Source organism: Pseudomonas eucalypticola, assembly GCF_013374995.1.
GTDB lineage: Bacteria > Pseudomonadota > Gammaproteobacteria > Pseudomonadales > Pseudomonadaceae > Aquipseudomonas > Aquipseudomonas eucalypticola.
In genome coordinates, this window is the sequence record NZ_CP056030.1 from 263,231 (window position 1) to 285,779 (window position 22,549).

Annotated in this window: 26 protein-coding genes; 14 read left to right on the forward strand and 12 right to left on the reverse strand. The window is 63.5% G+C overall.

Going from position 1 to position 22,549, the window contains the following annotated elements; genetic code table 11:
* Positions 1 to 80: 80 nt before the first annotated feature.
* Entirely contained in the window at positions 81 to 341 is a 261-nt protein-coding gene (locus HWQ56_RS01225) for an accessory factor UbiK family protein (RefSeq protein ID WP_158154091.1), read from the reverse strand.
* Between the two features lie 412 nt (positions 342 to 753).
* Between HWQ56_RS01225 and glnK the strand changes: the two genes are divergently transcribed.
* The 4 genes from glnK to sutA all read left to right on the forward strand — a co-directional run bounded on the left by glnK (position 754) and on the right by sutA (position 3,537).
* Positions 754 to 1,092 (forward strand): P-II family nitrogen regulator, encoded by a 339-nt coding sequence (glnK, locus tag HWQ56_RS01230; RefSeq protein WP_002555808.1) that lies wholly within the window; start codon positions 754 to 756, stop codon positions 1,090 to 1,092.
* A 36-nt stretch (positions 1,093 to 1,128) separates the two neighbouring features.
* Positions 1,129 to 2,475 (forward strand): ammonium transporter, encoded by a 1,347-nt coding sequence (locus HWQ56_RS01235; RefSeq protein ID WP_176569610.1) that lies wholly within the window; start codon positions 1,129 to 1,131, stop codon positions 2,473 to 2,475.
* A 211-nt stretch (positions 2,476 to 2,686) separates the two neighbouring features.
* The gene (locus HWQ56_RS01240; RefSeq protein ID WP_158156237.1) at positions 2,687 to 3,112 is read left to right on the forward strand and encodes a secondary thiamine-phosphate synthase enzyme YjbQ; all 426 of its coding nucleotides are present in this window, start codon (positions 2,687 to 2,689) and stop codon (positions 3,110 to 3,112) included.
* Positions 3,113 to 3,213: 101 nt separating this feature from the next.
* Positions 3,214 to 3,537 carry a transcriptional regulator SutA gene (gene sutA / locus HWQ56_RS01245; RefSeq protein ID WP_158156025.1) on the forward strand — a complete coding sequence of 108 codons (324 nt, stop codon included), beginning with the start codon at positions 3,214 to 3,216 and terminating at the stop codon, positions 3,535 to 3,537.
* Positions 3,538 to 3,620: 83 nt separating this feature from the next.
* Here the strand turns inward: sutA and HWQ56_RS01250 are convergent, their stop codons facing one another.
* From HWQ56_RS01250 to lptM, 6 genes are read right to left on the reverse strand one after another with little or no spacing between them, the layout of a single operon-like run.
* Complete coding sequence (locus HWQ56_RS01250) at positions 3,621 to 4,319, reverse strand: HAD family hydrolase (RefSeq protein ID WP_158156027.1); 699 nt, start codon at positions 4,317 to 4,319, stop codon at positions 3,621 to 3,623.
* Positions 4,316 to 5,215: a tyrosine recombinase XerC gene (xerC, locus tag HWQ56_RS01255; RefSeq protein WP_158156029.1), complete on the reverse strand. Its 900-nt coding sequence runs from the start codon at positions 5,213 to 5,215 to the stop codon at positions 4,316 to 4,318. Before xerC ends, HWQ56_RS01250 begins: the two co-directional genes overlap by 4 nt.
* 2 nt (positions 5,216 to 5,217) lie before the next feature.
* Entirely contained in the window at positions 5,218 to 5,955 is a 738-nt protein-coding gene (locus tag HWQ56_RS01260) for a DUF484 family protein (RefSeq protein WP_158156031.1), read from the reverse strand.
* A 13-nt stretch (positions 5,956 to 5,968) separates the two neighbouring features.
* Complete coding sequence (gene dapF / locus HWQ56_RS01265) at positions 5,969 to 6,799, reverse strand: diaminopimelate epimerase (protein WP_158156033.1); 831 nt, start codon at positions 6,797 to 6,799, stop codon at positions 5,969 to 5,971.
* A gap of 4 nt (positions 6,800 to 6,803) precedes the next feature.
* Complete coding sequence (gene lysA / locus HWQ56_RS01270; protein WP_158156035.1) at positions 6,804 to 8,051, reverse strand: diaminopimelate decarboxylase; 1,248 nt, start codon at positions 8,049 to 8,051, stop codon at positions 6,804 to 6,806.
* Positions 8,052 to 8,060: 9 nt separating this feature from the next.
* On the reverse strand, positions 8,061 to 8,213 hold the full coding sequence (lptM, locus tag HWQ56_RS01275; RefSeq protein WP_158156037.1) for an LPS translocon maturation chaperone LptM: 153 nt from the start codon (positions 8,211 to 8,213) through the stop codon (positions 8,061 to 8,063).
* Positions 8,214 to 8,460: 247 nt separating this feature from the next.
* On the opposite strand from lptM, the gene cyaY reads away from it, so the two are divergent.
* The gene (cyaY, locus tag HWQ56_RS01280; protein WP_158156039.1) at positions 8,461 to 8,787 is read left to right on the forward strand and encodes an iron donor protein CyaY; all 327 of its coding nucleotides are present in this window, start codon (positions 8,461 to 8,463) and stop codon (positions 8,785 to 8,787) included.
* A 2-nt stretch (positions 8,788 to 8,789) separates the two neighbouring features.
* Entirely contained in the window at positions 8,790 to 9,014 is a 225-nt protein-coding gene (locus HWQ56_RS01285; RefSeq protein WP_158156041.1) for a DUF1289 domain-containing protein, read from the forward strand.
* Here the strand turns inward: HWQ56_RS01285 and HWQ56_RS01290 are convergent, their stop codons facing one another.
* From HWQ56_RS01290 to argH, 4 genes are all read right to left on the reverse strand, one after another.
* Positions 9,015 to 11,858: a class I adenylate cyclase gene (locus HWQ56_RS01290; protein WP_176569611.1), complete on the reverse strand. Its 2,844-nt coding sequence runs from the start codon at positions 11,856 to 11,858 to the stop codon at positions 9,015 to 9,017.
* A gap of 156 nt (positions 11,859 to 12,014) precedes the next feature.
* Positions 12,015 to 12,260 carry a TIGR02647 family protein gene (locus HWQ56_RS01295; RefSeq protein WP_158156045.1) on the reverse strand — a complete coding sequence of 82 codons (246 nt, stop codon included), beginning with the start codon at positions 12,258 to 12,260 and terminating at the stop codon, positions 12,015 to 12,017.
* A 123-nt stretch (positions 12,261 to 12,383) separates the two neighbouring features.
* A complete protein-coding gene (locus tag HWQ56_RS01300; protein ID WP_158156047.1) occupies positions 12,384 to 12,680 on the reverse strand; it encodes a hypothetical protein in 297 nt (98 codons plus the stop codon).
* Between the two features lie 91 nt (positions 12,681 to 12,771).
* On the reverse strand, positions 12,772 to 14,166 hold the full coding sequence (gene argH / locus HWQ56_RS01305) for an argininosuccinate lyase (RefSeq protein ID WP_176569612.1): 1,395 nt from the start codon (positions 14,164 to 14,166) through the stop codon (positions 12,772 to 12,774).
* 94 nt (positions 14,167 to 14,260) lie between these two features.
* Between argH and HWQ56_RS01310 the strand changes: the two genes are divergently transcribed.
* The 8 genes from HWQ56_RS01310 to rsd all read left to right on the forward strand — a co-directional run bounded on the left by HWQ56_RS01310 (position 14,261) and on the right by rsd (position 21,731).
* Positions 14,261 to 15,349 (forward strand): sensor histidine kinase, encoded by a 1,089-nt coding sequence (locus HWQ56_RS01310; RefSeq protein WP_158156239.1) that lies wholly within the window; start codon positions 14,261 to 14,263, stop codon positions 15,347 to 15,349.
* A complete protein-coding gene (locus HWQ56_RS01315; protein ID WP_158156051.1) occupies positions 15,346 to 16,092 on the forward strand; it encodes a LytR/AlgR family response regulator transcription factor in 747 nt (248 codons plus the stop codon). The genes HWQ56_RS01310 and HWQ56_RS01315 overlap by 4 nt, the downstream gene beginning before the upstream one ends.
* Positions 16,093 to 16,182: 90 nt before the next feature.
* Positions 16,183 to 17,124 (forward strand): hydroxymethylbilane synthase, encoded by a 942-nt coding sequence (hemC, locus tag HWQ56_RS01320; RefSeq protein ID WP_158156053.1) that lies wholly within the window; start codon positions 16,183 to 16,185, stop codon positions 17,122 to 17,124.
* Positions 17,121 to 17,885 carry a uroporphyrinogen-III synthase gene (locus HWQ56_RS01325; RefSeq protein ID WP_158156055.1) on the forward strand — a complete coding sequence of 255 codons (765 nt, stop codon included), beginning with the start codon at positions 17,121 to 17,123 and terminating at the stop codon, positions 17,883 to 17,885. The genes hemC and HWQ56_RS01325 overlap by 4 nt, the downstream gene beginning before the upstream one ends.
* Positions 17,886 to 17,912: 27 nt before the next feature.
* Positions 17,913 to 19,037 carry a uroporphyrinogen-III C-methyltransferase gene (locus tag HWQ56_RS01330; RefSeq protein ID WP_158156057.1) on the forward strand — a complete coding sequence of 375 codons (1,125 nt, stop codon included), beginning with the start codon at positions 17,913 to 17,915 and terminating at the stop codon, positions 19,035 to 19,037.
* Positions 19,034 to 20,272, forward strand: a complete 1,239-nt coding sequence (locus HWQ56_RS01335; RefSeq protein WP_158156059.1) for a heme biosynthesis HemY N-terminal domain-containing protein — start codon at positions 19,034 to 19,036, stop codon at positions 20,270 to 20,272. The genes HWQ56_RS01330 and HWQ56_RS01335 overlap by 4 nt, the downstream gene beginning before the upstream one ends.
* Positions 20,273 to 20,514: 242 nt before the next feature.
* Positions 20,515 to 21,009: a disulfide bond formation protein B gene (locus HWQ56_RS01340; protein ID WP_158156061.1), complete on the forward strand. Its 495-nt coding sequence runs from the start codon at positions 20,515 to 20,517 to the stop codon at positions 21,007 to 21,009.
* Between the two features lie 248 nt (positions 21,010 to 21,257).
* Positions 21,258 to 21,731: a sigma D regulator gene (gene rsd / locus HWQ56_RS01345; RefSeq protein WP_158156063.1), complete on the forward strand. Its 474-nt coding sequence runs from the start codon at positions 21,258 to 21,260 to the stop codon at positions 21,729 to 21,731.
* Positions 21,732 to 21,734: 3 nt separating this feature from the next.
* On the opposite strand, the gene HWQ56_RS01350 is transcribed toward rsd, so the two are convergent.
* A complete protein-coding gene (locus HWQ56_RS01350; protein WP_176569613.1) occupies positions 21,735 to 22,400 on the reverse strand; it encodes an FKBP-type peptidyl-prolyl cis-trans isomerase in 666 nt (221 codons plus the stop codon).
* Between the last annotated feature and the right edge of the window lie 149 nt (positions 22,401 to 22,549).

A 22,549-nucleotide genomic window follows, 5' to 3' on the forward strand; every position in this document is an offset into this window, starting at 1 on the left:
CGTGTGCCTCCAGTCCTTTCAGATGAAGGCTGGAGTGTAGAGCGTGTGGGAGCTGGCAGGCCAGCTCCGACCAGGTCTGGTTATTCGCTGGGGGGCGTCAGGCGCGCTTCCAGTTCAGCCATCTTGGCCTCCAGCGCTTCCAGGCGCGCGCGGGTGCGGGCCAGCACCACCATCTGGCTATCGAATTCCTCGCGGCTGACCAGGTCCAGCTTGCTGAACCCGCTTTGCAGCAGCAGCTTGAATTGGCTTTCCAGCTCCGCGCGTGGTTGGGCGGTGTCGCTGCTGAACAGGCGCGAGGCGTGGTCGCCGAGGGCGTCGAGGAAGGCTTTGGGCGCAAGCATGGTGAAATTCCTGAATCTGATGGCCTGGAGTGTAACACGAGGCCGTCTATAGTCAGTTCGTGGCGGGGCGCACGGTTTTTGCGCATCGCCGTGATCCACGGCGCACCAGTGTGGGGCGCAACCGTTGATCAGGTGTGGGGCAACGCAGGGCGTTGGCGGTAAATAGGCCGAATTTGTTGAGTTGCGCGGACATGGCAAGGTTTCTGCTTAGACACCATTGACCCATGCACTGATGCAGTCGATGTGACGAATGCAGTGCGCAGGCGGAGCGGGAAGTGTTTCGTCAGGAGCGGTTCTGGTGGTCGGTCAGGGGATGCGAGACCGACGACGCGTTACAAAGCCAGACACTGCGCTTAGACTTGAGCTGGGTTTGTTTTCCTGGGGCAAGTCCACTAATTCGGGAGAAAGTTTCATGAAGCTAGTCACTGCCATCATCAAGCCGTTCAAACTGGACGATGTACGCGAGTCGTTGTCCGAAATCGGCGTGCAGGGCATTACCGTTACCGAGGTGAAAGGCTTCGGGCGGCAGAAGGGTCACACCGAGCTGTATCGCGGCGCGGAGTACGTGGTCGACTTCCTGCCCAAGGTGAAGATCGATGTCGCCATTGACGACAAGGATCTGGACCGTGTGATCGAGGCGATCACCAAGGCCGCCAACACCGGCAAGATCGGTGACGGCAAGATTTTCGTGGTCAATCTGGAACAGGCGATTCGCATCCGTACCGGCGAAACCGACACCGACGCGATCTAAGCCGCCCCAAACCCCAACGCCCCAGGAGATAACAACATGACTCTGCGTCGCTTCGCAGGGCTAGGAGCCCTTTTGTCCCTCGTTTTGCCAACGCTTGCGATGGCTGCCGACGAGGTGGCAACCCCAGCCGCCCCCGTGCTCAACTCCGGCGATACCGCCTGGATGCTCACGTCCACCGCGCTGGTGCTGTTCATGACCATTCCAGGCCTGGCGCTGTTCTACGGCGGCATGGTGCGGTCCAAGAACATCCTCTCGGTAATGATGCAGTGCTTCGCCATCACCGGCCTGGTCAGCATTCTGTGGACCATCTACGGTTACAGCATGGCGTTCGACACCACCGGTATGGAAGCGGGCGTAGTCAACTACAACTCCTTCGTGGGCAGCCTGGCCAAGGCTTTCCTGGCCGGCATCACCCCTGCCAGCATCACTGGCCCCGCGGCGCTGATTCCTGAAGCAGTGTTCGTGACCTTCCAGATGACCTTCGCCATCATCACCCCGGCGCTGATCGTGGGTGCCTTCGCCGAGCGCATGAAGTTCTCGGCCATGCTGGTGTTCATGGGCATCTGGTTCACCCTGGTCTACGCACCGATCGCGCACATGGTCTGGTCCGGTCCTGGTTCGCTGTTGGGTGACTGGGGCGTGCTGGACTTCGCCGGTGGTACCGTGGTGCACATCAACGCCGGTATCGCTGGCCTGGTGGCGTGCCTGGTGCTGGGCAAGCGCAAGGGCTTCCCGACCACCCCGATGGCCCCGCACAACCTGGGTTACACCCTGATGGGTGCGGCCATGCTGTGGGTAGGCTGGTTCGGCTTCAACGCCGGTTCCGCCGCTGCCGCCAACGGCACCGCCGGCATGGCCATGCTGGTTACCCAGATCGCCACTGCCGCTGCCGCGCTGGGCTGGATGTTCGCCGAGTGGGTCACCCACGGCAAACCCAGCGCACTGGGCATCGCCTCGGGCGTGGTCGCCGGCCTGGTGGCCATTACCCCGGCTGCCGGCACCGTGGGCCCCATGGGCGCGCTGGTCATCGGCCTGGCCGCTGGCGTGGTGTGCTTCTTCTGCGCCACCACCCTGAAACGCAAACTGGGCTACGACGACTCCCTGGACGCATTCGGCGTGCACGGTATCGGCGGTATCCTGGGCGCGATCCTCACCGGTGTGTTCGCCGCACCGTCGCTGGGCGGCTTCGGCACCGTGACCGACATCGCCGCCCAAGTGTGGATTCAGTGCAAAGGCGTGGCGTTCACCATCGTCTACACCGCCGTGGTCACTTATGTGATCCTCAAGGTGCTGGACATGGTCATGGGCCTGCGCGTCAACGAAGAAGAAGAGTCGGTCGGTCTGGACCTGGCTCAGCACAACGAGCGTGGCTACAACCTGTAACCGCCTGCGAAAAAATGCCCGGCTCGCCGGGCATTTTTTTGCCCGCGATTTGTCATTTGCTCAAGGCGCAAACGGTTTGCGCGCGGGAACTTCCAGCTTGTTGCCGGCATCGATTCGGTGTAGGCATTTGGCTTACACGCATTGATGAATTTAGCCCCTTTGCTTTTTCCCAGAGCGCGCTAGAATGCGCCCCGAACGTGTGGAGAATGGTATGTGGCAGCAACGGTTGATCACCTTGAAGCCAAGGCCGCGCGGCTTCCATCTGGTAACGGATGAGCTGCTGGCCGACTGGCCCGAGTTGCGTGCATGCCGCATCGGCCTGCTGCACCTGATGCTGCAACATACGTCGGCCTCGTTGACCATCAACGAAAACGCCGACCCCGCGGTTCGTCGTGACTTCGAGCGTTTCTTCAACCGGCTGGTACCCCAGGGTAACAGCGGCTATGAGCACAACGACGAAGGCGCGGATGACCTGCCGGCACACTTCAAGGCCAGTTTGCTAGGCTGTCAATTGACGTTGCCGGTGCGGGACGGGCGGTTGGCGCTGGGCACCTGGCAAGGCGTGTATTTAGGCGAGCACCGTGATCATGGCGGTGCTCGCAGGGTGGTCGCCACGTTGCAGGGCGACCCCCAATGACCGTCGGCAAACCGACGGATATGAATTTTTCCTGGCAGCCATCGACAGAAGGTCAGGCTGGGCTATAAATAATCTGCTTTTCGCAAGTCATGAGGTAGAACATGAGCGACGATGATCTGGAAAACGACGAACTCGAAGTAGGTGACGAGGACGATACCGAGGAAGGCCTCGAAGCGGCGGCTGAAGACGTTGCCGACGACGATGGCGCCGACGTCCCTGCACCCGCGGCCAAAGGCAAGTCCAAGGCTGCGGTGTCGGTAGACGAACTGCCCAGTATTGAAGCCAAGAACAAGGAGCGCGATGCCCTTGCCCGTGCCATGGAAGAGTTCCTGGCCCGTGGCGGCAAAGTGCAGGAAGTGGAGGCCAATGTGGTCGCCGATCCGCCCAAGAAGCCAGACAACAAATACGGCAGCCGCCCTATCTGAGTCTTGGCTTCGCTGAAAAAGCCCGCCGTCGCTGCGGGCTTTTTCATGCCCACTGATTATGGGTGCCATCTGGCACCCGGGATTTACTTCCAGCCCGCCAGAACCTGCGCGATCTCCAGCAGGCTACCTACCTCGGCATCCGGCCTATGGTCCGCCTCCCATGGCTTGCCCTGCGGGTTGTACCAGATGGCCTTGAAACCGGCTTGCTGGGCGCCCAGGATGTCATCGCCCGGGTGGTCGCCCACATGCACCGCAGCGCTGGCAGCCACGCCACCGGCGCGCTTGAGCGCTTCCATGAACGGCGCAGGGTCCGGTTTGCCAATGCCCAGGTCTTCCGCGCACAACGCGAAGGTGAAGTGGTCGGCCAGGCCCAGGCGCCGAACATCGGCGTTGCCATTGGTGACCACGCCCAAGGTGTAATGCTGCCCCAGTTGCTCCAGCGCCGGCAGCGCGTCGGGGAACACGTCGATCTGATGTCGGGCGTGCAGGAATACGTCGAAGCTCTTTTCCGCCAGATGCGTCGCTTCAGGCTCCGCGTAGCCGGCCTCGCGCAGGGCGTGCAGCAGCACCAGGCGGCGCAACGCACTGATGCGGTGCTTGAGACCCGGTTCGGCATCCACGAGGCGTTTGCGAATGGCGAACAGGTGTTCCACCTCGATCGGGCCCAGCTTTGGTGCGTGCTGGCCCAGCCATTCCCGCAGCACGGCTTCGGCGGTGACGATGACCGGGGCGGTGTCCCACAGGGTGTCGTCCAGGTCGAAGGTGATCAGCTCTATGCTCATGTGTCACTGTCCTTGCTGCGTTTGGCCCGTGGGTGGGCACTGTCGTAGACGGTTGCCAGGTGCTGGAAGTCCAGGTGAGTATAGATCTGCGTGGTCGCGATGTCGGCGTGGCCCAGCATTTCCTGCACCGCGCGCAGGTCCTGGGAGGATTCCAGCAGGTGACTGGCGAAAGAGTGCCGCAGCATGTGCGGGTGCAGGTTCTGCCCCAGTTCGCGCTCACCCGCGGCTTTGACCCGAAGCTGAATGGCCCGTGGCCCCAGGCGGCGACCTTGCTGGCTGACGAACACGGCGTCGTCAGCCGGGTTGCTCAGCCCGCGCAGGGGCAGCCACTGTTGCAGCGCCTCGCGGGCTTTGCGGCCAACGGGTAGTACGCGGGTCTTGCTGCCCTTGCCATGCACTTGTACCAGGCCGTCGGCCAGGTCCAGTTGTTCCAGGTTTAAGTTGGTGAGCTCGGACAGGCGCAGCCCGGAGGAGTAGAACAGCTCCAGCATGGCCTGGTCGCGGTGGGCGAGGAAGTCGTCTTCCACGGCACCTTCCAGCAGTTGCAGAGCGCGATCGGTGTCCAGCGTGCGCGGCAGCCGGCGTTCGCCCTTGGGGGGCGACAGACCGTTGGCAGGGTCATGGTTGCAGATGCCTTCGCGGTTCAGGTAGCGGTACAGCCCGCGCACCGCCGACAGCAGGCGTGCCAGGCTGCGTGACGATTGCCCTTGCTGGTGCAGGCGGGCGACCAGGCGGCGCAGGTGCTGGATGTCCAGAGCGCCCCACTCGCGCAGCTCTTCCTTCTCGCAAAAGGCCAGCACCTTGTCCAGGTCGCGGCGGTAGGCTTGCAAGGTATGGTCGGACACCTGCCGCTCACTGCGCAGGTGAGCGCAGTAGGCATCAAGGTGCACCTGCATGGTCAGCGTACCGAGCGCAGGCTGCTGGTGAAGCGCGGTACCACGCGGCCCAGGACCTCGGCGATGTAGTTGAGAAACAGGGTACCCACCGAGCTCTTGTAGTGCTGCGGGTCGCGGCTGCCGATGGCCAGCACGCCATGCAGGCCCTGGTGGCTGAGGGTTGCCACGGCGGTGGAGCCGACCTGCTTGCGCTGTTCCTCGCCGAACAGGAAGTCCAGTTCGTGATCGCGCAGGGTGCCGCTGACGGGCTTGCCGCCCGACAACAGCGCGCCAATGGCCTGGTGCGCTTCGCCACTGCTGACCCAGCGGCCCACGGGGGTGGCGATATCGCTGAACAGAATGAGGCTGACGAAGGGCACCTGGAATTCTTGGCGCAGGCTGTCTTCGACGGCGATGACCACTTCTTCCAGGCTGCCGGCATCGAGGATGTCGAGGATCAGCCGCCGGGTCTTGTCGAATAGGCGGTCGTTGTCGCGGGCCACGTCCATCAGGTGCGACAGGCGATGACGCATCTCGATATTGCGCTCGCGCAGTACCTTCATCTGCCGTTCCACCAGCGACACGGTGTCGCCACGCTGGTGGGGCAGACGCAGGCTGACCAGCAGGTCTTCCTGCTCGACGAAGAAGTCGGGGTTAGCGCGCAGGAAGGCGGCCACCGCCTCGGCCCCAAGGGTCGACGCCGTGCCGTCCTCGACGCTATCAAGGGGCTGTGGGGCTGGTGCCTGGGGCTTGTCGGTCATGGTCGTTGCTCGCTTATAGACGCACTTGGCCTTCGTAGACCCGCACGGCGGGGCCGGTCATCAACACGGGCTGGCCAGGGCCGGCCCATTCGATGGACAGGCGCCCGCCGGGCAGGTCAATCAACAGCGGGGAATCCATCCAGCCCTGGCTGATGGCGGCCACCGCGGCGGCACAGGCGCCGGTACCGCACGCCTGGGTTTCCCCGGCGCCGCGCTCCCATACCCGCAGTTGCGCGCGCTGACGGTCCACCACGTGCAGGAAACCGACGTTCACCCGCGCCGGAAAACGCGGGTGGTGTTCGATTTTCGGCCCCAGTTCGTGCACTGGCGCGGCATTGATGTCGTCAACCTTCAGTACTGCATGGGGGTTGCCCATGGACACTGCGGCGAGGTTCACCACCTGGCCATCCACTTCCACATCGTAGTTCTTCGCCTGGGCGTCGGCCACGAACGGAATGTCGGCCGGAACCAGCCGCGGCGGGCCCATGTCGACGCTGATCTGACCGTCGTTGCGGATATCCAGTTCGATGATGCCGCTCTTGGTTTCCACACGAATGCGTTTCTTGGCCGTCAGCCGCTTGTCCAGCACGAAGCGCGCGAAGCACCGCGCGCCATTACCGCATTGCTCGACCTCCGAACCGTCGGAATTGAAGATGCGGTAGCGGAAGTCCACGTCGGGGTTGCTCGGCGCTTCGACGATCAGCAGCTGGTCGAAGCCGACGCCAGTGTGGCGGTCGCCCCACTGCTTGGCATGCTTGGGCAGGATATGCGCGTGTTGGCTGACCAGGTCCAGGACCATGAAGTCATTGCCCAGCCCATGCATTTTGGTAAAGCGCAGCAGCATGGGTTTACTCCGGCAACAGGCTTTCGCCCGCGAACAGTTCAGCGACCGTTTCACGGCGGCGCACTTCATGGGCCTGGTCACCAGTGACCAGAATTTCAGCGGCACGCCCGCGGGTGTTGTAATTGGAACTCATGACGAAACCATACGCCCCGGCGGAGCGCACGGCCAGCAGGTCGCCTTCTTCGAGGGCCAGCTGGCGCGCCTTGGCCAGGAAGTCACCGGTTTCGCAGATCGGCCCGACGATATCGTAGGCGCGGCCTTCCCCTGTGCGTGGCTGTACGGCACTGACATCCATCCAGGCCTCGTACAGGGCCGGGCGGATCAGGTCGTTCATGGCCGCGTCGACCACGGCGAAGTCCTTGTGGGCGGTGTGCTTGAGATATTCGACGCGGGTCAGCAGCACGCCGGCGTTGGCCACGATGTAGCGACCTGGTTCGAAGACCAGGGCCAGATCGCGGCCGGCCAGGCGTTCGCGCACGGCCTTGATGTAATCGCCGGCCAGCGGCGGTTCTTCATCGCGATAGCGCACGCCCAGGCCACCGCCCAGGTCGATGTGCTGGAGGAAAATGCCGCAGTCGCTCAGGCGATCGACCAGGCCCAGCAGGCGGTCGAGGGCGTCAAGGAAGGGCTCCAGGCTGGTCAGTTGCGAGCCGATGTGGCAATCGACGCCTATCACTTCCAGGTTCGGAAGCTGCGCGGCGCGCACGTAGACGTCCTCGGCGGCGACGATGTCGATGCCGAACTTGTTCTCGGCAAGGCCGGTGGAGATGTACGGGTGGGTACCGGCGTCGACGTCGGGGTTGACCCGCAGCGACACCGGTGCGCGTACGCCCAGCTCGGCGGCTACGGCCTGCAGGCGTTCCAGCTCTTCGGCAGACTCGACATTGAAGCAATGGACGCCCACTTCCAGCGCGCGGCGCATGTCTGCGCGGGTCTTGCCCACGCCTGAAAACACCACGCGGTCGGCACGGCCGCCAGCGGCCAGGACGCGTTCCAGCTCACCGCCGCTGACGATGTCGAAGCCTGCGCCCAAACGGGCCAGCAGGTTCAGCACGCCCAGGTTGGAGTTGGCCTTGACCGCGAAGCAGACCAGGTGCGACATGCCGGCAAGGGCGTCGGCATAGGCCCGGTACTGCTGCTCGATGTGCGCACGGGAATAGACATAGGTTGGCGTGCCGAAACGCTCGGCGATGGAAGCCAACGACACGCCTTCCGCGAACAGCTCACCGTCGCGGTAGTTGAAAGCGTCCATGGTCTTCCCTTACATCATGTGTTTGTGCGATTTCGACGGGTTGTCTTGTTCCACGGTGGATTTTTGCCCGTCGGGCAGGTACAGGGGGCCTTTCTGGCCGCAGGCGGACACGAGGCAGGCAACCGCGACCAGCGCAGCGAGGGCGGAAATCAGGCGCTTCATGGCGAAATCCTTTGTAAAAGCGTTAATTGCGCCCGAGTATACCGGCCACCCGGCAGCTTGCCTATGCAGCCCGGACTGAGGGGCTGGCCTGGCCTCCTGCGGCGCCTGGGGCGCGGCCAGGTCAATCGCTGCACCAGGGGTGCGAGCTCGATGCGCAGCTCCGCAGGTCGTAATACTTTGCAATCGCGGCGCGCTACTCGTATCTTCCCGCGCTTGCAGTGTGCAGACACGTATAGGGGTTCCCACCATGAGTTTGACCGAAGCGCGCTTTCACGACCTGGTCGATGCCACTCAACAGGCATTGGAAGAGCTGTTCGAAGACCATGCCGATGACGTTGAGATTTCGTCCGGCCTGATGACCATCAAGTTCGACAATGGCAGCCAGTTGATCATCAGCCGCCAGGAGCCGCTGCGCCAGTTGTGGCTGGCCGCCCGTTCCGGTGGCTACCATTTCGACTATGACGAAGAGTCGGGCAAGTGGGTATGCGAGAAGAGTGAGGAACTGCTGGGTGAGATCCTGGCGACCGCCACTTGGGAACAGGCTGGCGTGAAGCTGGACTTCGAAGAGATCTGAGCGTGACCACTCCAGCCCCGGCGGCGCGCCCGCCCAAGCCCCTCTACAGCAACGTCAGCCCGGCCGTGGCGTCGCCCTGCATCAGCCTCTGTCGGCTGGACGAGCACAAAGTCTGCAAGGGCTGCTTCCGTCATGTGGAAGACATCCGCGAATGGCGCTCGGCCGATGACGAGCGCCGCCGGCAGATCTGCCATCAGGCCAGCGAGCGACGCCTGGGCGCCGGCTAATCACACCTGGCCCAGGGCGCTGTTCAATGAGCGCTCCAGGTCGGCCTTGTAACGCAGGTACAGGTGGGTGGCGCCCGGCGTGTCGCCCAGCAGCCCGCACAGGTCCAGGTCGGTGATATAGCACCGGTAGGCCACGGCCTGCGTGCGCTGGGCCAGGATCTGCCGGGCGACCACTGCGTACAGCTGGTCGCCATGCTCCAGTTCGGAGAATTCCCGCTGGTTGCAGTACAAGGTCACGTGCAGCTTGCCCGGCAGCGAACGCTCAACAATTGCCTGAACATCATAGAAACGCTTGTCGGCCACCGCTTCGGGGCTCGGGCGAGGCTCGATACTGCGCGCCCGCGCCGCGCCAGTGGGAAGCAGTTGATAGTAGAGCACGTCCAGGGCTGGCCGGGCGCTGGCCTCGACCGGTAGCAGCGCGTTGCGGCGGTACAGCACCGACTGCAGGAACCGTTGCAGCGGCACCAGCAGGCTGGCTTCGTCATGGAAAGGCAGGCGCTGGTGCCAGAGCGCGTTCAGCTCGTCCAGTACGTAAAGGTCGGCCTGGTTGTCCTGCAGACGGTAAAACAGCTGGATGCAATCGGGTTGCCCCAGGGGCAGGATCAGCCCCAGGTCGTGCTCATCCAGGGCGTGGCTGTCCAGATGCAACGGGCTGTAATGGTCGAGGTCCTCACCCAGGTACTGAACCAGCGCGGCGACAGTGGGCAGCGCTACATGGCGGACGTTGCCGGGTACCAGTTCCAGCACGTGGTAATGCTGCTGCACCTGGATCAGGTAGCGGTGGTTCTGCCCTTTGTTCAGCAGTGTCTGGGCGCTATTGAGCAGCGCCACTACCCGTTGAGCGATGGCTGGCGCGCGGTTGTGGCAGAAACAGCGCACTCGCACCCGCGGCGGCGGGCCCGATGGCAAGTGGTTCAGGTAGTCACGCAGGCAGTCGAGCAGCGCGTGCGGGCCGTCGAAGCGCTGGGTCAGCACTTCGTTCCAACTGTTGAGGGTCACCTGGTCCAGGGTCAGTACCAGGTTCTCGCGTACCCCGGCGTAGCTCAACGAGTCGGTACGCTCCGTCGTCATCAGGATATTCAGGTCGCGGTGATGCTTGAGGGGGTCGACACCCACGTTGACCAGCAACAGCACTTCAACCGGCACGCTTTTGCGCAGCAGCTGTTCATCCGCCACGGTGGCCAGGGGCAAGGGGATGCTTTGCTGCAGGCTGGCGATCAGGTTGAAGAGTTCGAATTCGGTCAGGTCGCTATCGCCCGGGTGCAGGGCCAGGCGCGTGGTGCTGTCGATCACACCATTGCGATGGCACCAGGCGAGCATCTCCAGCAAGTGGCGGTTGCGCTTGAACGGCGCGTAGTGCTCCCACTCGTATGCCCCCAGATTACCGTTATACAAACCCCACAGCGTTTGCCCCGGCTCCTTGCGGTTGGGCGACTGCACAAGGGTGAGGGTGTCTTCGGCCAGGTCGGGGGCAATACCCGGGTTGATGAATTCAACCTTGCCGGCCTTGCGCTCGAAAGCCGCGTAGAGCCGGCGACCAAGAATGTTGAGGTCGCGGTTGTTGATCAGGCTCACGGCCTGCTCGCTATGGGCGAAGCGGTTCAGGAAGCGGTAGCTGTAGTTCAGCTCGTTGACCAGCGCCCGGCGCTCGCTGACCACCTGGCGTACCTTCCACTGGCTGCGGCTGTCGAGCAGCGCCAGGTGGCGCGGGTCCCAGCCCCACTCGCTGGCCAGCCGCTGCAACAACTGACGCTGCCAACTGGCCGGGCGTTGTCGTGAAACAGCACTGAGTTTCTTGTTGACCTTGAGGTACAGCGCACGGCGGACCAGCTCCAGGCGGTCGACGTCGCCGCGTGCCAGCAGGTACTCCTCGATGCGCCTGTAGACCACCATGTACGGGTCTAGCTCATCGAGGTCCAATCGGTTGGCGAACACCGCCTGCTTGAAGCGCAGGCTCAGGCATTGAACGTTGGGGTGTTCACTGGCGTACACCTCGGTGAGCAGCAGTTTGAGGACTGACTTGTAGGGTGACTCAATCCCCTTGAACAGCTGCCACAGGCCGGCCCCGATGAATTCGCCGGCCGGAATATGGGCCAAGTGGCCCAGGTCCAGTACTTCGTCGGCGCGGATGAAGCGCTTGCCCAGCAAGGTGTCGGTGTATTCGGCGTAACGGTTCTCTTCGTATACCGGTACCAGCCACCACAGCGGGGTGCGCCCCGCCAGCCAGATGGCCGTGCGGTAAAACTCGTCCAGCAGCAGGTAATGCTGGCTGGTGCCACAGTCTTCCGAGCTGAGCTCACTGTCACGCTCACCCCGCACGAAGCGCGGCGGGTCGATCAGGAAAAAGTGTGCCTCCGCGCCTTGGGTCGCGGCCCAGGTTTCAAGCAGCGCGCACTTTTTGCGCAGTTCGGCGACTTCTTCGCTGGTGAGCTGAGTATCGTGGCACACCCAGAAATCCATGTCGCTTTGTTCAGCCTGGGCCAGGGTCCCCAGGCTGCCCATCAGGAACAGCCCGTGCAGCGGGCGAGGGGGGTTGCCGTGGCGTGCCTTGTAGGAGAATGAGCGAGTCAGGCGCTGTGCGTCGGCCAGGGTCTGGGCATCCGGTTCGAAATTCGCCAGGCCGGCCGGGGTGGTGCCGGACACGTACCCCGGTAGCAGCGGATGGTTGACGTGGAAGAACAGCGGCAACAGCGCGAGCACCTGTTGCTGGCGGCTAGACAGCCCCTCCAGGGCGCGATCCAGACGGCCGCGGTTGAGGGTGAGAAAACGAGTGCGCAGTTGCCCGAGCACCTTGCGGTCTATTCCCTCATCCAGATCGGGGCGTATTTCATGGGTGCGCGGCATCAGAAGCTCGAATCGACGGCTGGGCGGCGTGTTTGAGACATGACGGAACACCCGCCTTCACACCGTTATCGGCGACCTGGAGCGTAATTTTAGGCCTCGGAATGAAAAAAACCGGAACGCCGGTACCAGAACGGGTGCCGGCGCACTTCTCGGTGTTCAAGCAGCTTCGGTAACGCCCAGCACCGTCAGCAAGGCGCGTGCATGCTGCGCGGCCTGAAGCCCGCCGCTGGTCAGGTAGCCGCCATCAACCTGGGTGATCAATTCCTTGTCGTGCAAGCGTTTGGCTGCCGCGATCGCCTGTGGCGTGGCGGTGTGGTGGACCTTGAGGCCCTCTTGCGTGTTGTCCAGATTGAACAGCGCGAGGATTTCCAGTTCGGCGACCAGCTCAGGGGTATACGACATAGGTACTCCGGACTTTTCTAGGAATAGACGGCCGCCAACGGCAGGCCGTGGAGGCCCCGACTTCCTTGCATGGCAGCGGGGCAATTCCAGTGTAGTAAGGCCGCAGCGTTTCTGCCCGGAAAGTCAGGCTTGCTCGGCCTTGGCCTCCGGCGGCAGCTCTGGCAGGGCGCGCAGGGCTGCTTCGTACCAATCGGTATCGAACGCGCGGTCTTCTTCCAGGATCTTGTCAATTTCCACGGCCAGCACGTGGGCCATCATTTCGAGGATGTCGTCGCGCTCGTAGCCGACCAGCGTCAGTTTGTTGAACGTGGCCTTGGCAGCGGGCGGGTTGTCGCTTTCGATCTGGTTCTCGATGGCCTGGATCAGGGTGTCTTCGGCGAATTGTTCGTCGTCGTTCTGGATATCGGTAGGCTCGCTCATGGCGCGGCTCCTGAAAGGGGGGGTCGGAAGAGCTCCTGTGGGACCGAGCCTTGCCGGGTCCCACAGGTAGAGCGTCTGCCGTGGGTGGCTGTCAGCGCTGGGCCAGCAGCGACTGGCCGCGGATAACGGCGGCGCGGACCTGGGCCGGCGCGGTTCCGCCGATGTGGTCACGGGCGTTCACCGAGCCTTCCAGGGTCAGTACTTCGAAGACGTCCTGGTCGATCTGGTCGCTGAAGCGGCGCAGTTCTTCCAGGCTCATCTCGGCCAGGTCCTTGCCACTGTCGACACCGTATTTCACCGCATGGCCGACGATTTCATGGCAATCGCGGAATGGCAGGCCACGGCGCACCAGGTAATCGGCCAGGTCTGTTGCGGTGGAGAAACCGCGCAGGGCCGCTTCGCGCATGATGGCATGCTTGGGCTTGATGGCCGGGATCATGTCGGCGAAGGCGCGCAGCGAGTCGCGCAGGGTATCGGCAGCGTCGAACAGCGGCTCCTTGTCTTCCTGGTTGTCCTTGTTGTAGGCCAGCGGCTGGCCTTTCATCAGGGTCAACAGGCCCATCAGGGCGCCGAACACACGGCCGCTCTTGCCGCGCACCAGTTCCGGCACGTCAGGGTTTTTCTTTTGCGGCATGATCGAGCTGCCGGTGCAGAAGCGGTCTGGCAGGTCGATGAACTGGAACTGGGCGCTGGTCCACAGCACCAGCTCCTCGGAGAAGCGCGACAGGTGCATCATGGCCACACTGGCGGCGGCGCAGAATTCGATGGCGAAGTCACGGTCCGACACGCTGTCCAGCGAGTTGCCGCCCACGGCTTCGAAGCCCAGCAGCTGGCAGGTCAGCTCGCGGTCGATCGGGTAGGTGGTACCGGCCAGCGCGGCGCTGCCCAACGGCATGCGGTTGGTGCGCTTGCGGCAGTCCACCAGGCGCTCGTAGTCACGGCTGAGCATTTCGAACCACGCCAGCAGGTGGTGGCCGAAGGTCACGGGTTGGGCGGTCTGCAGGTGGGTGAAGCCGGGCATGATGGTCTCGGCTTCGCGCTCGGCCTGCTCCAGCAGGCCTTTCTGCAGGCGGGTGATCTCGGCCAGGATCAGGTCGATCTCGTCGCGCAGCCACAGGCGGATGTCGGTGGCCACCTGGTCGTTGCGGCTGCGGCCGGTGTGCAGCTTTTTACCGGTGATACCGATGCGGTCGGTGAGGCGTGCCTCGATGTTCATGTGCACGTCTTCCAGGTCCACGCGCCACTCGAACGTGCCGGCTTCGATTTCGCCCTGGATGGTTTTCAGCCCGTCGACGATGCTGTCGCGCTCGGCATCGGTGAGTACGCCGACCTTCGCCAGCATGGTGGCGTGGGCGATCGAGCCCATGATGTCGTGACGGTAGAGTCGCTGGTCAAAGTTGACGGAGGCGGTGAAGCGGGCGACAAAGGCGTCGACGGGTTCACTGAAGCGGCCGCCCCAGGACTGGTTGGTCTTGTCAGTACTCATGAATTCGCTCGTTGAAGGCGTGAACGGGAAATTGCCTGCAATAATAACAGGGCTTCAATCCCGACGGGGGTTGAGTGCCCAGCGGAATGCGCATATGCCTACAGATGGACGCAACCCGGCACGCCACGAGCGTGCGCGACAGGAATTTTTTCTACCGGTACTGTGCGAGCCCCAGGCGCTGCTGGTGCTGGTGATGCTCGCCGAGCTGCTGGTGATGGTGCTGGTATTGGCCGAGCCCATGGCCGCCGGTTTCGACTGGTCGCGGTTGGCGCTCACCTCGTTGTTCGTGCAATGGATAGTGTTGCTCTCCGCAGCCGTGCTGTGCGGGTTGCGGCCCTGGCTGGCAGGCCTGAACCCCGGGGTGGCCGGTGGGCTGTGCTGTGCCATGGTGGTCGCCCTGACCCTGATCGCCACTGGGCTGACCGACTACTTGCAGTTGGCCGGCTACCCCTCGGATATTTCCTTCGCCAGTTTCAATCGTTACCTGCGCCATGGGCTGATCGCGCTGATCATCTCGGCGTTGTTATTGCGCTACTTTTACCTGCAGAGCCAGTGGCGCGTTCAGCAACAGGCCGAATTGCAGGCGCGCCTGGAAGCCTTGCAGGCCCGCATCAAGCCGCACTTTCTGTTCAACACGCTTAACAGTATTGCCAGCCTGGTTGCCGTGGACGCGCTGCGCGCCGAGCAGGCAGTGCTGGACCTCTCCGACCTGTTTCGTGCCAGCCTGGGAAAGGCTGGCACGCTGGTGACCTGGGGTGAAGAGCTGGCGTTGTCGAAACGATATTTACGGATTGAGCAATATCGTCTTGGCGAGCGTCTACAGTTGGACTGGAGGATCAACGCAATTCCCGATGACTTGCCGATTCCGCAGCTAACCTTACAACCGTTGCTGGAAAACGCCCTGGTTCACGGTGTGGCCCCTCGCATAGACGGGGGTGTGATCCGGGTAGAAGCCGACTATAAAGGGGGAGAGTTCATATTGTGCGTAAGCAATCCCTACGACGAAGCCGCCCGCGGGCAGGTTTCGAGCGGTACTCACCAGGCACTGTCGAATATTGGTGCTCGACTTGCGGCACTTTTTGGCCCGCGCGCGAGTCTGAGCGTGGATCGCCGTGACGGTCGTCACTTCACCTGTCTACGCTATCCTTGTGCGAGACTCACGCAGGAATCCAGTGCAATATGAATGTCCTGATCGTTGATGACGAACCCCTAGCCCGCGAGCGCTTGAGCCGACTGGTCAGCGATCTCGAGGGATACAGCGTCCTGGAGCCAAGCGCCACCAATGGCGAAGAGGCCCTGACGCTGATCGACAGCCTCAAGCCGGATGTGGTCTTGCTCGACATCCGCATGCCCGGCCTTGATGGACTGCAGGTTGCAGCCAAGCTGTGCGAGCGCGAAGCGCCGCCAGCGGTTGTGTTTTGTACAGCCCATGACGAGTTCGCCCTGGAGGCGTTCCAGACCAGTGCCCTGGGCTATCTGGTCAAGCCGGTGCGCGCCGAGCACCTGCTCGACGCCCTGCGAAAGGCCGAGCGCCCCAACCGCGCCCAACTCGCCGCGCTGACCCGGCCTGCCGCGGAAAGCGGCAGCGGCCCACGCACCCATATCAGCGCACGGACGCGCAAGGGTATCGAGCTGATTCCGCTGGACCAGGTCATCTATTTCATCGCCGACCACAAGTACGTGACGCTGCGCCATGAGGGCGGGGAGGTGCTGCTCGACGAGCCCCTCAAGGCCCTGGAAGACGAGTTCGGTGACCGCTTCGTGCGCATTCACCGCAACGCCCTGGTGGCCCGGGACCGTATCGAGCGCTTGCAGCGCACACCCCTGGGGCACTTCCAACTGTTCCTCAAGGGGCTCAACGGCGACGCGCTGATCGTCAGTCGCCGGCACGTGGCGGGTGTCCGCAAGATGATGCAACAGTTGTGACGCGTCCGGGGCGGGCTTGCCCGCTCCTGGCGCCATGCTGCTCCCGGGATGCTGGTATGATCGGCCCATCTACCCAGCACGGATTGATTCATGCCTACTCGCGAGATCCGCATCGCCACCCGTAAAAGTGCCCTGGCCCTGTGGCAGGCCGAATACGTCAAGGCCCGCCTTGAACAGGCGCACCCCGGCCTGCTCGTGACCCTGGTGCCGATGGTCAGCCGCGGCGACAAGCTGCTCGATTCGCCCTTGTCGAAAATTGGCGGCAAGGGCCTGTTCGTCAAGGAGCTCGAAAACGCCCTGCTCGATAACGAGGCCGACATTGCCGTGCACTCCATGAAGGACGTGCCCATGGACTTCCCCGAAGGCCTGGGCCTGTTCTGCATCTGCGAACGCGAAGACCCGCGTGACGCCTTCGTTTCCAACAGCCACGCCAGCCTGGCAGCCTTGCCTGCCGGCAGCATCGTCGGCACGTCCAGCCTGCGTCGCCAGACCCAATTGCTGGCACGGCGCCCCGATCTGCAGATCCGTTTCCTGCGTGGCAACGTCAACACCCGCCTGGCCAAGCTCGATGCGGGTGAGTACGACGCCATTATCCTGGCTGCCGCCGGCCTGATTCGCCTGGGTTTCCAGGACCGTATCACCGATAGCATCAGCATCGAAGACAGCCTGCCAGCCGGTGGCCAGGGCGCCGTGGGGATCGAATGCCGCACCGCCGACAGTGAGATCCACGCCCTCCTTGCGCCGCTGCACCACCATGACACGGCCGCGCGGGTCACTGCCGAGCGTGCCTTGAACAAGCACCTCAATGGCGGCTGCCAGGTGCCTATCGCCTGCTACGCCGTGCTGGAGGGCGAGCAGCTCTGGCTGCGCGGGCTGGTAGGCGAACCCGATGGCGGGCGCCTGCTCAGTGCCCAGGCCCGTGCACCCCGCGCCGATGCCGAGCGCCTGGGAGTCGAGGTCGCCGAAGCCCTGTTGCATCAGGGGGCCGATCAGATCCTCAAGGCGGTATACGGCGAGGAAGGCCATCCGTGACGGCCTGGCGCCTGCTGTTGACCCGCCCGGCCGAGGAATCGGCCGCGGTGGCGCAAGAGCTCGCCGCCGCTGGCGTATATAGCGCCTGCCTGCCGTTGCTGGACATCCAGCCGCTACCCGTCAGCGAAACAATGCGCACCCACGTGCTGAACCTTGCGCAATACTGCGCGGTGATCGTGGTGAGCAAGCCCGCGGCACGGCTTGGCCTGGACCTGATCGACCAGTACTGGCCGCAACCGCCCATGCAAAGTTGGTTCAGCGTGGGCGCCGCTACCGCGGCGATTCTCGATGACTACGGCCTGCGTGTGCATTTTCCGCCCCAGGGTGATGATAGCGAGGCTCTGCTGGCCCTGCCGGCATTGGCCGAGGCGTTGGCGCAACCCTTCCCCAAAGTGCTGATCCTGCGCGGAGAGGGCGGCCGCGAACACCTGGCCGAGCACTTGCGCGGCCAGGGTGCTACTGTCGATTATCTGCAACTCTACCGCCGCTGCCTGCCGCACTATCCGCCGCAGGCGCTGTACCAGCGGGTCGTGGCGGAACGCCTGAACGCGCTGGTGGTCAGCAGTGGGCAGGGTTTCGAGCATTTGCAACAGTTGGCCGGTGAACACTGGCCGCAATTGGCCGGGTTGCCGTTGTTCGTGCCCAGCCCGCGAGTCGCCGCCCAGGCCCAGGCCGCCGGCGCTCGCCATGTAGTGGATTGCCGTGGTGCCAGCACCGCGGCCTTGCTGGCGGCCCTGCATGAACACCGCCTACCCGGGTGAAACCTGCCCAATGCAAAGGATGGATACGTGAGCGAAACAGTCTTGCCCCAAGATGATCTGCAGTCGGCGCCCCAGGCGGCTGCCCTCCCTGCGCCAAAGAAGTCCGGCCGTGGTGCCGCCGGTATCGCGGTCGTGGCATTGCTGCTGGGCGCCGCGGGCGTCGCGGTGGGCGGCTGGAGTGTCTGGCAATTGCGCCAACTGCAAGCCGGCCACCAGGCGCAATCCGGGCAATTGCAGGCGCTGGATAACCAGGCCCAGGCCTTGAGCCAGGGCGAGCAGGCCCTGACGGCGCGGTTGGGTACGCTGCCCAGCGCGGATGAACTGGAGGAGCGTCGCCGCCTGGTGGCCCAATTGCAGGGTGACCAGCAACGCCTGAGCCAGCGCCTGGAAAGCGTACTGGGCGCCAGCCGCAAGGACTGGCGCCTGGCCGAGGCCGAGCACTTGCTGCGCCTGGCCAGTTTGCGCCTGTCGGCGCTGCAGGACATTACCAGTGCCAAGGCGCTGGTGCAGGGGGCTGACGAAATCCTCCGCGAGCAGGACGACCCGTCCGCGTTTGCCGCGCGCGAGCAACTGGCCAAATCCATGGCCTCTCTGAACAGTGTCCAGCAACCGGATCGCACCGGGCTGTTCCTGCAACTGGGCGCCTTGCGCGACCAGACCGTGGGCTTGTCGGCGCTGGCGCCGGAGTTCCAGGCCCAGGGTGACGCCGAGCGCGCGCGCCTGGTGAGTGATGACAACCGCTGGGAGCAATGGTGGGCGAAGATTGCCAGCTACTTCCGCGTCGACTTCCGCCCCGATGAAAACATTCGCCCGTTGCTGGCTGGGCAGAGTTTGAACCAGGTCCGCCTGGCGCTGAGCCTGGCGCTGGAGCAAGCCCAGTGGGCTGCGCTCAACGGTGAGCCGAAAGTCTTCGGTCAGGCGCTGGACGAAGCCCGCGCCATCCTGTTGGCCAGCTTCAACCAGGACAACACCGAAAGCCGCTCCATGCTGGCCCGGATCGACGAGTTGAAAGGGCAGCCGGTTTCCGTGGTCACCCCGGACCTCAACAGCAGCCTGGAGGCGGTGCAGAATTACCTGGAGCATCGGCACATGCCCGCTGAAGCACTGATGACCCAGCCGGGCGCTCAGCCCAAGCAGGAGGCGCGCCCATGAAGCGCGTCTACGTAATCCTTTTCCTGGCGGTTGCCATCGCCGCGGGCCTGGGCCTGGGGATTGCCAAGCACCCTGGCTACGTGCTGATCGACTACCCGCATGTGTTCCGTTACGAGTCGGGGCTATGGTCCACGCTGGCCGCGCTGGTCGTCATCGTGCTGGTGGTCTTCGTGGTGTGGGTGCTGCTGCACCTGGTGTTGGCCTCCGCCGGGGTGGTCAACCCGTGGTCGGGGCGCAACCGCGAACGTCGGGTGCAGATCGCCGTGGAACAGGGCCAACTGGACCTGGCCGAAGGTCGCTGGGCCAATGCCCAGCGCAACCTGCACCGGGCGGCCGAGGGGGAGCGCCAGCCGTTGCTGTATTACCTGGGCGCGGCCAAGGCAGCCAACGAGCTGGGCCGCCATGAAGACAGTGACAGCCTGCTGGAGCGCGCACTGGAGCGCCAACCCCAGGCCGAGCTGGCCGTGGCGCTGACCCATGCGCAGCTGCAAGTGGACCGCGGCGACGCCGATGGCGCTCGGGCCACCCTGGAGACCATGCGCGAACGTCACCCCGGCAACGTTCAGGTGCTGCGCCAATTGCAGCAGTTGCACCAGCAGCGGGGCGACTGGCCGGCCCTGATCCGGCTATTGCCGGAGCTGCGCAAGAGCAAGGCGGTGACGGCGGCCGAGCTGACGGAAATGGAGCACCGGGCCTGGGGTGAAAACCTGGCGCTGGTGTCCACCCGTGAAGAAGGTGAAGCCGCGCTCGATGCCTTGAAGCATGCTTGGGAGCAACTCAGCGCCGGCCAGCGGCAAGAGCCTGCGCTGGTGCTCGCGTATGCCGACCAACTGCGCCAACTGGGTGCGCAGGTCGAGGCCGAGTCCACCCTGCGCACCGCGCTCAAGCGTGGCTATGACAGCCATCTGGCTCGGCTCTACGGCCTGGTGGTGGGGAGTGACCCGGGCAAGCAATTGCAGGTTGCCGAAGGCTGGCTGAAAGAGCATGCAGATGACTCGAGCCTGCTGCTGACGTTGGGCCGCCTGAGCCTGCAAAACAGTCTGTGGGGCAAAGCACGCGACTACCTGGAAAACAGCCTGCGCCTGCAACGCAACCCGGAGGCGTGCGCGGAGTTGGCGCGCCTGCTGGCGCGGCTAGGTGAAACCGAACGCAGCAACCAGCTCTTCCAGGAGGGCCTTGGCCTGCTGGACGAACGCCTGTTGGCACTGCCGCTGCCTGAGCCTGCTCGGGTCTGAGACGCTTGCCTGCCCCCCGTGGGGCCTGGCTTGTCAGCGAGCTTTCTGGCCTTAAGCCAAGCTCGCTGGAAAGCTGGCTCCCACCGGTTACACAAAGTCCTACAGCCCCCTGCGCCATGTCTCCTTCCCTTCGTAGGAACACCCCTACAAAACGCAGCGAAGTATCCCGCCAGCCCCATGTTGATCGCCTTTGCGCCTTTCCTCTAACGTAGTTTTCCACCTACTGCGTTACTGGATTTGTCATGGTATTGGCTAGCTCGCGTTCCTGGTTCTTCCTGGGTTTCATGGTATCTGCCGTCGTGTTGAGCACGGCGTATTACCTGGAATGGCAGGTGGGGTTGATTCCTTGTTCCCTCAGCCAGGTGCAACGCCTGTGCGTGGCAGTCTTCGGTGTTTCCAGCCTGGTGGCGGCCATCCATGGCGTATCACGCCGCGGCGCCCGCTGGTACCTGGCGGGGCACACGCTGTTGCTGTGCATGGGGTTGGCGGCCGCGCTACGCCATCTCTGGGTACAGGCCAACGGTGAGCAGCCCAAGGTGGTCTGCCAGCCCGGGCTCGATTACCTGTTTGCTTCCCTGCCGTGGCATGAAGTGCTCAAGACCCTGCTGCTGGGTACCCCGGAGTGTGCCCGCGTCAATTGGACGCTACTGGACCTCAGCGTTCCGGAACTGAGCCTGTTGGCCTTGGCAGGGCTCGCGGGGGTAACGTTGCTGGGCTGGCTGCAGGCGTTGCGCTGAACGCTGCCGCCTGCCTGGGCTGCGGTTTGGGCGGCGGTGTGCGGAGGTACGGCGTAATGTGGCGTATAAAACGCTTGTATGAACTTTATCATCCAGGCACCTTGAAGCTATAGGCGCACGGGCATAATCTCCCAGCACGCACCATAGAAAACAGCTGCTTTGATTGCTGCGCTTTTACGAACGGTTCCGCTTCCACGTTGTCTGGGAATGAGCCGATGGCGGCATGACCCAAAAGGGAAGAAAAGACCATGTTGGAAAGTTGTCAGAATGCTCAGGAACGCTGGGGCGGGGTGCACAAGCTGATCGATCGCTGGTTGCAAGAGCGTCAGAAGCTGGTGGAAGCGTTCGATAGACTTGGCGAGACGCCTGAGGCGCTGGCTGGCAACCGCAAGAAGCTCAAGGAATTCTGCGGTGTGCTGGTCGACTATGTGTCGGCGGGGCATTTCGAGATCTATGAGCAACTGATTGCCGAGGCCAAGGCGTTCGATGACGAACGTGGTCTGGAGCTGGCCGAAACCATCTTTCCGCGTATCGACGTGATCACCCAGTTTGCCCTGGACTTCAATGATCACTGCGACAAGGGCGACTGCTCTTGCGCCCAGACCCTGACCGGCAAGCTCAAGGAGCTGGGTTCAAGGTTGCACGAGCGCTTCGAACTGGAAGACTGCCTGATCGAAGTGCTGCACAACGCACACAAGGAAGAGGCTGCGGTCCAGGCCTGAGGTTCAGGCCCCGACGTCCAGCAAGCTGATTTCAAATACCAGCGGTGTGTAGGGCCCAATCAGGTCGCCCGCGCCGTCGGCCCCGTAAGCTTGGTCCGACGGTATCACCACTCGCCATTTCGCACCCTTGGGCATCTGCTGCAAGGCGCTGCGCCATCCGCTGATCACGCTGTCGAGCCTGAACCATTGGGGTTGCAGGTTCTGGTCGAATACCGTGCCGTCTGGCAAGGTCCCCACGTACGTAACCTGCACGCGGCCATCAGCCGTAGGGTGCGGGCCGGTGCCGGGCGCCAGTTCGCTCATCAGAATGCCGTCGGACAATTCATGCACGCCGGCCTTGGTGCGCTCCGCCGCCATAAAGCGTTGCTCGGCCATCATTGCCTTCTCCGTGGGCGAAGGGGCCGGGGCTTCATTGAGTTGGGCATCGCGTTCGCGCAGGATCTGCTCGATACGCTCGGCTGGCAACGCCAGCGGTTTGTTCTCATAAGACTGTTGCAGGCCTTCGATCAACGCTTGAATGTCCACCCCGGGAGCCTCTTCCCGCAGGCGCTCGCCCAGGCTGGCACCGAGGCTGTAAGCCAGGTCGTGGGGGCTGGTGGTAGCGGCGGGCTCGGCAGCCTGCACGACGGGAAGCAGCAGCCACAGCGGAAATAGCAGGTAACGCGACATGGAGAATATCCCTGTTCGAATGCGGGCAATTATGCCAGTCTCGCAAGTTGCCAGGCGAAGTGATTTCAGCCCGATGACAGCAGACTTTTCCACAACTTCTACACTTGTTCTCGAACGGCCCTAACAACAACTTTGCCCAGGCATGAAAC